The following is an 11,650-nucleotide window of genomic DNA, read 5'->3' as shown; positions in this document are numbered from 1 at the left end:
TAGGAGACGCCATGACGCCCGGCACCATCATCGAGCAGATCACCGACTACGCCAACCGGGCCGATCCTTACCCGCTCTACGAGGAACTACGCAAGACACCGGTCAGGCGGGAGGACGACGGCACCTATGTGGTCAGCACGTACTACGAGGTGCGGAGCCTGGCCAACGACCCTCGGCTGAGCAACGACACGCGCAACCGGCCTGCTGGCTACGCCCGCACGGCGTCCGCAGGCGACACGAACCTGCCGCCCAGCTTCATCTTCACCGACCCACCGGTGCACGACCGGCTGCGCGACACCATCAACCGGCCGTTCGGTCCACCGCACAGCCCCAGGTTCCTTGACAGCCTGCGCGGAGACCTGACCAAAGTCGTCACCGAGCTGCTCGACGCCTTCGAAGGTAAGGACCAGGTCGACATCGTCGAGGACTTCGCCTATCCCCTTCCCGTCACCGCCATCTGCAAGGTCCTCGGCGTCCCGCGCGACGACGAATCGCGCTTCCACGGCTGGGCCGATGCCCTGGCGTCGTCACTCGATCCCCAGGCCGGCGAGGCCGGCCAGGCAAAGGGACAGCAGGCACGCCAGGAGCTGGGCGGCTACCTGGCCGAACTGATCGAGACCAAACGCCGCCACCCCGGCCCCGGGATGCTCAGCGCGCTGGCCCCCGACATGACACCGGCAGACCTGGAGGCAACCGCGCTGCTGCTCCTGGTCGCCGGCCACGAAACCACCGTCAACGCGATCACCAATACGACCCTCACCCTCCTGCGCCACCCCGACGTCCTCCAGCGGTTCCAGAAGGAGCCCGACCTGGCCGTCCCGCTCATCGAAGAAGTGCTGCGCTACGAGCCCCCCGTCCAGTTCGTCCCGTGGACCACCGCCCTCGCCGACATCGACGCCGCCGGCACCACCATCCCCAAGGGCTCCCCGGTCTGGCTCATGCTGGCCGCAGCCAACCGCGACCCCAACCGCTTCGAGAACCCCGACCGGTTCGATCCCGACCGCAAGGACAACGAACACCTCGGCTTCTACACCGGCATCCACTACTGCTTCGGCGCCCCGCTCGCCCGTATAGAACTACATCTGGCCGTGCCTGAATTGTTCCGCCGGGTCACGTTCTCCGGGCTGCTCGAAGACCCGCCGCCGTACCGCGCCAACGCCGTCCTCCGCGGCCCCCGCCACCTCCCCGTGACGATCGAGGGCCTCACACCCTGAGCACCGTAGAAGCCCCCTTGAGCGGCCCTTTTCGCCCACCGACCCGATGATCGGAGCCGAGCGGTCCACCCGCGTGGGCCACGTGCTGCTGCCGGAGTACACCGAGGGCACCACGCGCGTGATCTATCACGTGACAGTGCTCGGCGCGATCATTATCTCGGGTTTCTGAGCCTTTCCGCAGCTAGGCCGGCTTCCACGCCTTTAGCCATATAAGGCACGTGACTCCCGTACACGCTTAAGATGGCCGCCATGGACGCCGAGGAACGCCTCGCTGCTGCTGGCGTGGCCCTTGAAGAGACCGACTTCGGGCGTGAGGACGAGCCCGACATCGGAGGCTGCCTGCTGGCAGAGTCGGTGGAGGACGGCATCCGAGCCAACATCGTTGTCCGGCCGGGGCTCGTCGGCGAAGCGCGTACCGCATTCGCCGAGTGGGCCGAGTCTCGCTTGCAGCGCTTCCTGGAGCACGGGCCTGAGCCGGATGGTTGGCAGGAGCGGAGCGACGGGGCCTGGCAACTCTGGGGTCGTTGGGCCCAACTACCCAGCTTGGACTGAGCCGGGCGACGGCCAGTAGCGACCGCGTCAACGAGACCAGAAGCTGCCCCACAGTGTGCGGTTGATCATCCAATTATTACGAAACGCGACGCCTCGCATACATTACGATGATCCGTCACACCTGACGTTGAGGGGGCTGTCTAACGATGGCGAAGTCTGGTTACGCGAGCCCGGATCCAGCACAGCGACGCCTTGGTCGTGCTGTCCTGTTTCTGCAGCAGCAGGCGCCGATGATCACGGACGCGGTGGTCAGGGCTTCCATCGGAACCTTGCTTCTCGCCGGCCAGGCAATGGACTTGGCTTCGCGACTCAAGGGATTCCAAAGGATCAGCAGCGCTGAACTGCTGCGTCAGTTTGCGCTACAGTCAGGCGTTTCTGAGCGTGACCTCATCAGCCATGTTCTTCCTGTGCTCAAGCAGGCCGATGTGATCGACTACTCGCTCGACAGCGATCGCCGTCTGGCTCACCTCGAAGAGTTCGTAGGCCTAACGGGAAACGTCATCGCGCAGACCTTTCGGGTACTGGACGTTCTTGGCCCGACCAACGAGGAACTGGCCCTGCTCCAGAGCATCGAGATCGCATCTTGGGCCCCACTCGCGATGACCCAACACTTGGATCAGATCGTAAGGCGGGGACTCTCGGAAGCGGAGGCTGAGAAGGGCGTCAACTATTCACTCGCTGTTGGGATCAACCGTCGCATCTACTCCCGTGACCTGAACGAGCAAGTGATCTTCAATCCTCACGTGTGGGGGACTGGGCAGGTGCAGATTGCCTCGTTCCTTCGCGCTTTGCCTCCCAACGAGCGGGACTCTCTCCTCGGGATCTGCGAAGTGGCCACGAAGCGGCCGGGTGCGACGCTCGAACGCGTGGGCGGCGATTCGGCGCTTGTGGCCAGCGCTCGCAAAGTGGGCTTGATTCAAGCGGCAACGGTCAAGTCCAGCGCGTCTGGACGCAACCTCAGCCAGACGTACGTTTTCTCGCCCCTGATCCAAACTGAGGACGACCAGGCAACTACGACCGAAGCTCTCCACCTGCGAAAGCTCTTTCTGGCCCATATCCTCTTCGGGCAGGAGATGGCGCAACTCGGTTTCGGCAGGATCCACAGCCCAGTAGCCATCGTTCGGAAGCTTCTCAACACAGGTGCAGTTGGGCCGGCTACCAACATTGCAACGGACTACCACATGCTCGAAGCGCATGGAGTCGTGCGTGTCGAGGAAACAGGAAGCGGCAAAGCCTTCCTGAAGCTGATCAAAGAGGACATTGTGCGCGATGGCCTGGATTGGCTCAACGCCAGCCTTGGCAATGCGCCCGAGGGAAGCACAGACGTACCCAAGCTTGAGCATGTGCCGGGAATTTTCGTCAATCCCGAGCGGGACCGTTCCCAATTGCCCGATGATGCGGCAAGTCATGAGATCGTGAGTTCTGCAGTCCTGGAGTTGAGGAAGGAGGCCCAGCGTGCAGTCAGGCACCAGAGCCCATTCGGCAGGTAGTGCGACAAGCGCCCCCAAGGCGCCCACTGCAGGGGAGCAGTTGGAGGCACGAGTCTCACAGCTGTGGTTCTGGGAGGGGTTCTATTCTCGACATGGAGTAAACCTCCAGCGCCACTATCAAGAGCCGCTGACGATCACCGACCTTGATCTTTTTGCCTTCGACTTCAATCCGCAACTTGGTATGACGAAGTACATCGGAGAAGTGAAGTCAGGCACCGGGAAGGCAGCGCCCAAGCCTCTCGACCGAATTATCTGGCTCCGTGGCATTCGGGAACTCGTTGGGGCGGATTCGGCTGAACTCACGATCGCCACTGGAGTGAACGATCGAATTCGCGCGCTGGGGCAAAGTCTGGACGTATCGGCCCAGAACGTGGCGGACTTCGAACGGCGTGAGGCGGATGCAGTTGGCTCGCTTATGGATCTTGGGTCTCAAGGCGTTCAGGCCCTCGTTCTGGAGCGTCAGGTTAAGGCAGTCTGCCGCCGGCAGCCAGACCTGGAGCGAGCCTTTTGGTTCTTGCGTGGAGAAGTGTTCTTCCTCGAACCGTTCTTGGCCATCAAGCAACTTATCGAGCTGCTACGCCGAATCGGCCAGCTTTGGACGCCTCGACTTCAGGACGAGGAAGCGCTGGCAGTTAGGTGGTTGGCGGCGGAAGCGGCAAGCCTGCTGACGCTTCATCTCGTTGCGGCCGCAGGTGCCGCCTTGTCGCTGAGCCGTGGAGACTGGGATGCTCTGGTGTCTGAGCGCTCAGCGGAAGGCACAGTTCCTATGCACCAGATGCGTAAGCTCTCGGATTCGATCGATAAGTTCGTGGCGGGTATCCTGGCCGCCGCCAAGGTGTCACCTGAGATCCGAACAGATGCGATCGGGGCTTTTCTTCCTGAACCGCCAGATTACGCGGATTCGCTTGCGGAGATTTGTTGGCGGCTCAAGAGCGATGCCCCCGTGGCACGCGCTTTGCCGCGGCAGATGGATCTCCTACTTTTCGAGAGGCTAGTGCATCAGCGAGACCTCAGCAGTGCTGCCGTTACTCGTATGGGACTTGAGCGTGCTGGTTCCGCGCGGATGCGCCGATTGGTGGCCGCCTTCCTCCGTGGCAGCGACGCCAGTTTTGATGCACTTGAGGATGCCCTGACGGACCCCGTCGCCTCCGGAAAGAGCACCTCGTCTCAGGTTAGCGACTAGCCTCGATCTTTCGTGATCGGCCGGCGGTGCGAGCTGGCGGCTGATTCGCGTGGTGGGCGGGTTCGGGCATGGTGATGGCCCGGCTGTCGCGGCGGGTGGGCGCCGGGTTCCACGTTTCCGGTGGGTGGTGCTGCTCGTAGGGACGGGAAGCTGCTGGTCATCCTGGGTTCGGCAGGGCTGCGAGCCGTTCCAGGGCGTCGGTGATGACGCCTGTCCAGGGGCAATGCGCCGCGAGGCGGAGGATGCGGCGTCGTCCGGTGGTGACGAGTTGGGCGGCGGTGGAGAACAGCCGGAGCCGGAGCCGCCGGGGTTCCCATCGACGGACGTCGCCGGTCAGGGCGAGCATCGGCATCCACGCGAGCAGGTCGAGGGCGATCTGGACGATCTCCAGCCAGATCTGATTCTGTGCGGCGTCGTGGAAAGGGAGATTACGCAGGCCGGTGGCCCGCGCCGCGCGGATGCGTTCCTCGGCCCGTGCCCGTCGGCGGTGCCGCAGTTCCAGTTCGGAGATCGGGGTGCCGGCGGTGTTGGTGGCAAAGGCGGTCAGCCGCATCCCATCGGAGTCGGTGAACCGCAACTGGGCGCCTGGGTGCGGCCGTTCCTTCCGAACGATCAGCCGCATCCCTGTCGGCCATCCCTTGAGGAAGTCGCCGTCGAGTTCGGCGACCCAGGCGCCCTCGCGGATCTGGCCGCCCGGTTCGACGGCCGGCGTCCAGGCCGATGCAGGGATCTTTAGGACCGCTTGGTGGATGGCGTCGGTGATGGTCATGCCGACCGAGTACGACAGCCACCGGCCTCGGGCGGACAGCCAGTCGAGGAACTCGTGGGTGCCCCCGCCCGAGTCGGTGCGGATCAGCGTCCGCCGTCCTCGCCGATGCTTCTTCGGCAGTTGGGCCAGGGCGAGCCGGGCGGTTTCGATGTGGTCGGCGGCGGTGTTGCTGCCCGCGTTCCCGGGCCGCAGCAGGGCGGCGACTGGCTCGCCGGATCCGCCCGGGCCGTGGTCGACGAACCCCATCAGCGGGTGGTGGCCGAAGGTCTTCTTCCACGTCGGCGCCGCGTCCTGCTTGTCGGAATGCGCGATCACCAGCACTCCGTCCAGGTCCACGGTCACCTGCCCGGCAGGGTTCGGCGCCGCGTCGCCGGCCAACGTCCATACATGTTCACGGACGTGAGCGCGGGCCTGGCGCAGTGCGGTCAGCGCCCGCTTCCCGCCCGACGCCAGCGTGTCGATCAGCCGGGACACCGTCGGATCGGAGGCCACCGGCCCAAACACGGCCGGTTCGGCCCGCAACATCCCGACGTCTGCCAGACAGTCCCCACCCAGCGCGACCGCAAGCGCCACATCCAGCAAGACCTTGCCCGGGTCGTGCACCGCCCGAGGCTTGCGCCACGGCGCCAGCGCCGTCGATATCGCCTCATCCAGGCCGGTCTTGCGGATCGTCTCCACCAGCAGCACACCGCCGGCCTGGGAGACCACCGCGCGACCACCGCCTTCGGTTCGGACACGCGGGTAGGACCCGATACGCTTCTTCACCGACGGTGAGTGCTTCTTTCATGCGACCTGGACCCTAGACAAGTCCCATCGTTGCAGGTCAGGAGCACTCTCCGCGTTTCTGATCACCCACCGGACGCCCCGCCTCGTGAAAGCCCGAGGCTAGTAGCACCCCCATACACTGGGCTTGCCGCGTTCGAGAACGCTTTGCGTGCACTTCCCGGGGTAGTTGCAGCAGATGCCACCCGGGCAGCATTGGTCACAGCAGTCATCGCCGCACGCGGTCTTCCCTCCCGTGCAGCAGCGCGAACGGGAGGCCGTGGCCTTGTCCTGGTCGCAGCAGCCCTGTCCTGTACACACTTCGTCAGGCGGCTTGCAGCGCCGGTTCGACGGTCCGCAGACCTGATCCCGAGGAAGGCAGCCCTCGTCGTGGGTGCATTCCTCGTGCGCCTTGCAGCGCCGGTTCGACCGGGGGCAGATCTGATCCTGCGGAACGCACCCCTCGTCGGTGCACACCTCGTCCATCTTGCAGCACCCGAAGGGCGGGCAGGTCGGCCTGGGCCAGCAGCGTTCGACGGTGCCGTTGACGCACACCTCTATGTCCGTCCAGTACGAGATGCCTTCGCAGCAGCGCATTCCGGGGTGAAGGCAGCTAACGTTGCGGCCTCCGTCCGGACGCACGGGACCGATGCACCGCTCGGTGCCCTCGTAGCAGCAGTACTCCTTCCCGTCCACCATGAAGGGTTCGCACCGTGGAAGGGGCGGCGAGCTGCACCGGTGCCGGCACATCGGCTCGCATTCGTAGCGCAGCCCACCTCCTTCGCCGCCCATACACTCGGCCATGCATTCGGATTCGCAGTCCGCGAGCCGGACCCCAAACCCCATGCCGGTACCGCCCGCGCCCGCTCGGTATTGCTTCGTGGTTTGGTACAGCGCACTCTCCGCCGTAGCCACCGGCACGAACATCGCGCGCCTCACTCTCCCGGCCGTGCTACCGATCGTAGTAGGGAGACAGTTTGGTGATCAGGTGGGGGAACACCTCCTCGACGTCCACCCGGACGAAGAACTTCTCCGTGACGTCGGTCTTCCGGTCGGTGAACGAGAAGATGACGTCCAGAACCCTGCGCACCCCGCTCAGACGGGATGGGCGGGTTTCGATGGCCGTCAGCGTGGCACCGGCTGCATGGGCCTCGGCACACTTCGCGTAGATGCTGGGATAGCGCACCGCCAGGTAGTTGACCGCGCGGTGCTCATCGGAGGAACCCGCGTTGTCGGCGATCTGGATCACCCGATCGAAGAGTTCCCCGGCCGTCGCCCGGAACTGCTCCTCTCCGATGTTCTCCGGGCTGGGCAAGGACTCGATGAACGTGGTGGGGCTGAAGGTGTAGATCTGCTCGAAGGCCACCAGCGGCAGCATCAGACCGTTGCAGTAGTCGGGCGGAGCCATCGGGCCTCGGAGCCCGATGACGACATGGAGGTCCGTCGACCGAGGCGCCTCGTGGAGGGCCTCGATGAGCTGCGGGAAGTCTCCCGGGTCGCGCGGGCGCAGCAAGTACGTGTCGAGCCCCTGAATCGTCACCACGTAGCACAACTGCCGGGCGAGGTAACGGTTCTGCGGTTCGGACAGCACGGCGAGCAGTGCCTGCCGGTCGGTCAGGTTGGCGGTTTCGGCGCGGCCCGTCGCCTGGGCGAACTCCTTCTCCACCCCCAGGCTCGGCATGCGCGGTTCGATCCGGCCCACCATGTACACGAATGACGGGTACACCTCGCCGCCATGGCTCACCGCCTCGGACATGACGGCGCCGTGGCCGCATGTCGTGCACGGGTGGTGGACCTCGTTCTCCGCCACCGGTGGGGGGTCGGGAATCGCGTCGAGGGACGGTGATTCCATTGCGTCCTGCGGGGACAGCCCGTTCTCCTCCATGAGGTCTGTGCTCCTTTCTGGCGCGTACTGGCGTACTGAACGTCGCGTCGCTACCGCCACCGGTTGCTCCTGCCGGAGAACACGAGCCAGCGGTTGAGCGCCGCGGCGCGCCGTTCGCACTTCCGGCAGGGCCGGATACCGGCGGCGCCGGTTACCCGCTTGGCCACGTCACCCAGCCCGATGTCGTCGTCGGTGACGAACCCCGGGAGACGGACGCGCGACGGCTGCGGCGGGTTGGGCGGTGTGGCCGGCTTCCCGTTGGCTTCGGCGCCCGGGTCCCGGGATCTGCGCTCGTCGGGCATGGCTTGTGCCTCCCTCTCCGTGGCGGGGTCATCCGTAGCGCGCCGCGCGCACCGTCTCGTATGCCCTCCAGGCGTCAATCAGGGGCGGCACCACGGATGCGCGGCGCGCTGGGGACCGGGTGACAGCGAACATGAGATCGGCAGGAGCCGCCTGGGGGAACTCCGACCACAGCAGGGCGATGGCCCCTGTCACCAGGGCCGCCGCGGCGCTGGTGCCGCCGAAGGGGCGCAAGCCCTCTCCCGCCTCCAGGCTGAGGATTCCCGCGCCCGTCGCGCCGACGCCGCGTCGGCCGATCGTGGGTCCGAGGTTCGAAACCCCCGAGGGGTGACCGTTGAGGTCGTAGGCGACGACGGGAATGACCGACCGGTGGCAAGTGAGGACCGAGCCGCCGACCGCCCCATGGTTGCCTGCGGCAGCCACGACGATCACGCCGCGGTGCGCCGCGTAGTCCAGCGCCCTTTGGAGTGTGTTGTCGGCGTCGTAGCTGTGTGGGGTCAGCGTCAGGCTCAGATTCAGGATGCGCACGCCAGCGTCGGCCGCTTCCACGATCGCGGAGGCGAGTGCCCCGGGCGGGGCGGTGTCACCGTGGTGCGGCGACGCGGAAGGGAAGATGGGGCGCACCACCAGGGTGGCGTCGGGGCAGATGGCCGGTGCGCCCGATCCGCGGCGGGCCACCAGGATGCCGGCCACGGACGTCGCGTGACGGGATGCGGGGTCGTCCGGCGGCGGGGCGGGGTCGTCCGGCGGGGCGAGGAACTCCAGGTGTGCGTCGGCGAGGCCTGGGTGAGTGGGCAGGACGTGTCCGTCGATGAGCCCGACCCGTGTGGAGCGCAGGCCTGAAGTCCGAGCCATGAGAGGGGGAAGCGCCACCAGTCCCAGTGGGTCCACGCCTGTGCCGGGGCCGGTACTTCGGCCGATGCCGCTCACGTGATCTGCGATCTGGTTCAGGGGTCGAAGTCGCCGATGTTCGTCGTCCCCAGTCCGCTGTCCGAGCCGTCCGGAGCGGTACTGGCGAGATTCCCGGAGGAACGCAGCCAGACTTGCCCGTATATCTCTTCGTGGCCCGCGTCGTGGATTCCGCCCTCAGTGTCCGCTACTTCCCTCGGGAGGTTGATGGGGATGGTCCTGTCGAGCAAGGTCATCCCCTCGTGGCCGGGCCGGTTGTCGGGGCGGCGGCCGGGGACGTTGTTCGGTATGAAGGTGGGTCCAGAGTCGGGATTCACCACCGTGAGGTTGTCGTCGTCCAGGGTGAGCCCGCCGTCTTGCTCTAGAAGCCTCGAGAACTCTGTGAAGGTGTCAGTCATCTCCGCGGAGTCGAACGATGCCGTGTACGTGATGTTGAAGTGGTACGTGGGGTCGCCTTCGTTGGAGCCACCATGTATTTTGAGGGAATTTTGCACGAGCTCCACCATGGTGATCATCTGCTTTTCTTCTCTGGCCCGCGCGTCAAGGTCCAGACACGGCAAAGAGAATCCCCCGGGGCGCCGTGCCGTGAAGGTGGCAGCGGGCGACTGTCAGGCACGCATCCCAAACCCGGATGCGCGCGCGTACACAACAAGCGAAGCACCACCATCTGTGGGCCGCAACCGGGTGCTGGCCGCCTCGCCTGCGCCCCCGGGGACTCAGTCACCGCAGCACCTGCGATGGGGCAGGGACCCGGCCTGTGAGGCTATGTGAGCGGTGGATGGCGCAATCCGTAACCACGGGGGACTACGCGCCGATGCCCTCCGCCGATTATCCCGCCGTGAAAATTGACCCGGCATCGACCACCTCCCGCCCTGTTGCGACCGGCCAGTGTCCTGTCTCAACGAACCGAGTCGTTGCCGGTTCATCTCAACGAATCCAGTCGTCGCAGGTCGGCGACCCTCGATGAGCAGTGTCGTCCACCCGGGGCCGCCTCATCGAAGTTAGTCCGCCCTGGTCGGCTCTAACCTCGATGTTTCGTGACGGTCCGTCGGTTCTTCTGGCGGGCCGTTTCCGTGTTCGGGCTTGATTGCGGCAGACGGTGTGGGCCCGGCTGTCGCGGCGGGTGGGCGCCGGGTTCCACGGTTCGAGGCGGTGGTGCTGTTCGTAGGGGCGGGAATTTGCTGGTCAGCCTGGGTTCGGCAGGGCGGCGAGCCGTTGTAGGGCTTGGTTGATCAGGTCTCTCCAGGGCCAGTGGGCCGCGAGGCGGAGGATGCGGCGGCGACCGGTGGTGACGAGCTGTGCGGCGGTGGAGAACAGCCGGAGCCGCAGTCGGCGGGGTTCCCAGAGCCGGGTGGGCCCGGTGAGGGCGAGCATCGGCATCCAGGCGAGCAGGTCCAGGGCGATCTGGACGATCTCCAGCCAGATCTGGTTCTGGGCGGTGTCGTGGAGGGGGAGGTTGCGCAGGCCGGTGGCCCGTGCGGCACGGATGCGGTCTTCGGCGCGTGCCCGCCGGCGGTGCCGCAGTTCCAAGGCGGCGATCGGAGCGTCGGCGGTGTTGGTGGCAAAACAGGTCAGGCGCATGCCGTCGGCGTCGGTGATGCGCAACTGGGCACCGGGGTGCGGTCGTTCCCTGCGGACTATCAGCCGCATCCCCTTCGGCCAGCCGGTCAGGATGTTCCCGGTGAGTTCGGCGATCCAGGCGCCGTCGCGGATCTCGCCGCCTGGTTCGACGGCCGGTGTCCAGGCCGGGGCCGGCACCTTGAGTACGGCCTGGTGAATCTGCTCGGTGATGGTCATGCCGACCGAGTACGACAGCCACCGGCCGCGGGCGGCGAGCCAGGCCACGAACTCGTGGGTGCCGCCGCCGGAATCGGTGCGGATCAGGGTCTTGCTGGTCCCGGTCATGCGTTGCCGCCTCGATGAGCTGGTCGATCTCATCAGGCCGTAGCCATTCGAGCGAGTCCTCCCCTACTCCGAACTTGATCAGCCGGCTCCGCACCTGCCTGAACTCGCCATCCTCGCCAGCTTCCATACCTGCCGGCATCCACCTCAGGTACTTCGGCTCCGACAGCCGAGCCACTGCGATGGGATCCACCCAGCCATGCTTCGCACCGAAGCGCAGGAACTCGATAACCGCTGTCATCACTGCGTTCGCGGTCTTCTTCGACCGAAACCGCGGCTCCGAGGGCACTCTCCCTCTCGCGGGCAACGGCTCGTTCACCAGCCACCGCAGGAATCTAGCCAGGTCGAGAACCCCTGCTCGCCGCCAATCGACCCCACCCTCGTCACACCACGACAGGTACAGCGCCACACGACCGGCGTAGACACGTTCGGTGTTGATCGAACGATCGAGCCCACGAAGGCCCGCTAGGAACGCACATCCCTCTGGATGGAGCTCGTAGTGCTCATCAACCAGGACCCATGAGGTCTGACCATCGGCGGGAGCGATCGCTCGCTCGGAACGGATCCGCATGGGATCCAAAGTGACCTAGTGCGTTGGCCACGAACGTTGCTGGGGTGCTGAGGACCCCCTGGTCGGTGCTCGCGGTGCTGGATTGGTGGCGCCATCCTCGATGTCGACGTGGT

General features: G+C 65.9%; 10 protein-coding genes and 1 pseudogene. 5 read left to right on the top strand and 6 right to left on the bottom strand.

Annotated features, from left to right (window positions below):
• Nucleotides 1-11 precede the first annotated feature (11 nt).
• From PV364_RS25890 to PV364_RS25870, 5 genes are all read left to right on the top strand, one after another.
• Nucleotides 12-1,214 (top strand): cytochrome P450, encoded by a 1,203-nt coding sequence (locus tag PV364_RS25890; protein WP_319662717.1) that lies wholly within the window; start codon nucleotides 12-14, stop codon nucleotides 1,212-1,214.
• Between the two features lie 46 nt (nucleotides 1,215-1,260).
• Nucleotides 1,261-1,383, top strand: a complete 123-nt coding sequence (locus PV364_RS25885) for a hypothetical protein (RefSeq protein WP_319662716.1) — start codon at nucleotides 1,261-1,263, stop codon at nucleotides 1,381-1,383.
• Between the two features lie 80 nt (nucleotides 1,384-1,463).
• A complete protein-coding gene (locus PV364_RS25880) occupies nucleotides 1,464-1,766 on the top strand; it encodes a hypothetical protein (RefSeq protein WP_319662715.1) in 303 nt (100 codons plus the stop codon).
• A gap of 146 nt (nucleotides 1,767-1,912) precedes the next feature.
• Nucleotides 1,913-3,256 (top strand): hypothetical protein, encoded by a 1,344-nt coding sequence (locus PV364_RS25875; RefSeq protein WP_319662714.1) that lies wholly within the window; start codon nucleotides 1,913-1,915, stop codon nucleotides 3,254-3,256.
• 40 nt (nucleotides 3,257-3,296) lie between these two features.
• Nucleotides 3,297-4,439 (top strand): hypothetical protein, encoded by a 1,143-nt coding sequence (locus PV364_RS25870; RefSeq protein ID WP_319662713.1) that lies wholly within the window; start codon nucleotides 3,297-3,299, stop codon nucleotides 4,437-4,439.
• A 157-nt stretch (nucleotides 4,440-4,596) separates the two neighbouring features.
• On the opposite strand, the gene PV364_RS25865 is transcribed toward PV364_RS25870, so the two are convergent.
• The 6 genes and pseudogenes from PV364_RS25865 to PV364_RS25840 form a co-directional block, all read right to left on the bottom strand.
• The gene (locus PV364_RS25865) at nucleotides 4,597-5,973 is read right to left on the bottom strand and encodes an IS1380 family transposase (protein ID WP_319662712.1); all 1,377 of its coding nucleotides are present in this window, start codon (nucleotides 5,971-5,973) and stop codon (nucleotides 4,597-4,599) included.
• Nucleotides 5,974-6,922: 949 nt separating this feature from the next.
• Complete coding sequence (locus tag PV364_RS25860) at nucleotides 6,923-7,726, bottom strand: hypothetical protein (RefSeq protein WP_319662711.1); 804 nt, start codon at nucleotides 7,724-7,726, stop codon at nucleotides 6,923-6,925.
• Nucleotides 7,727-7,905: 179 nt separating this feature from the next.
• Complete coding sequence (locus tag PV364_RS25855; protein ID WP_319662710.1) at nucleotides 7,906-8,157, bottom strand: hypothetical protein; 252 nt, start codon at nucleotides 8,155-8,157, stop codon at nucleotides 7,906-7,908.
• A 28-nt stretch (nucleotides 8,158-8,185) separates the two neighbouring features.
• Nucleotides 8,186-9,010 carry a S8 family peptidase gene (locus PV364_RS25850; RefSeq protein WP_319662709.1) on the bottom strand — a complete coding sequence of 275 codons (825 nt, stop codon included), beginning with the start codon at nucleotides 9,008-9,010 and terminating at the stop codon, nucleotides 8,186-8,188.
• Between the two features lie 92 nt (nucleotides 9,011-9,102).
• A complete protein-coding gene (locus PV364_RS25845; RefSeq protein WP_319662708.1) occupies nucleotides 9,103-9,579 on the bottom strand; it encodes a hypothetical protein in 477 nt (158 codons plus the stop codon).
• Nucleotides 9,580-10,249: 670 nt separating this feature from the next.
• Nucleotides 10,250-10,954 (bottom strand): annotated as a pseudogene (locus PV364_RS25840) (transposase); the annotation flags it as partial.
• Nucleotides 10,955-11,650: the final 696 nt, after the last annotated feature.

Origin of the sequence: Streptomyces sp. MI02-7b (assembly GCF_033793585.1) — a bacterium.
In the GTDB taxonomy this organism is placed as follows: Bacteria; Actinomycetota; Actinomycetes; order Streptomycetales; family Streptomycetaceae; genus Actinacidiphila.
The sequence above is the reverse complement of the archived record's forward strand: the minus strand, read 5'-3'. Positions and strand labels throughout refer to the sequence as shown.

Excerpts from the sequence above, each read along its gene's own strand:
- PV364_RS25890 (WP_319662717.1), top strand. The coding sequence starts at position 12 with ATGACGCCCGGCACCATCATCGAGCAGATCACCGACTACGCCAACCGG.
- PV364_RS25885 (WP_319662716.1), top strand. The coding sequence starts at position 1,261 with ATGATCGGAGCCGAGCGGTCCACCCGCGTGGGCCACGTGCTGCTGCCG.
- PV364_RS25880 (WP_319662715.1), top strand. The coding sequence starts at position 1,464 with ATGGACGCCGAGGAACGCCTCGCTGCTGCTGGCGTGGCCCTTGAAGAG.
- PV364_RS25875 (WP_319662714.1), top strand. The coding sequence starts at position 1,913 with ATGGCGAAGTCTGGTTACGCGAGCCCGGATCCAGCACAGCGACGCCTT.
- PV364_RS25860 (WP_319662711.1), bottom strand. The coding sequence starts at position 7,726 with ATGTCCGAGGCGGTGAGCCATGGCGGCGAGGTGTACCCGTCATTCGTG.
- PV364_RS25855 (WP_319662710.1), bottom strand. The coding sequence starts at position 8,157 with ATGCCCGACGAGCGCAGATCCCGGGACCCGGGCGCCGAAGCCAACGGG.
- PV364_RS25850 (WP_319662709.1), bottom strand. The coding sequence starts at position 9,010 with ATGGCTCGGACTTCAGGCCTGCGCTCCACACGGGTCGGGCTCATCGAC.
- PV364_RS25845 (WP_319662708.1), bottom strand. The coding sequence starts at position 9,579 with ATGATCACCATGGTGGAGCTCGTGCAAAATTCCCTCAAAATACATGGT.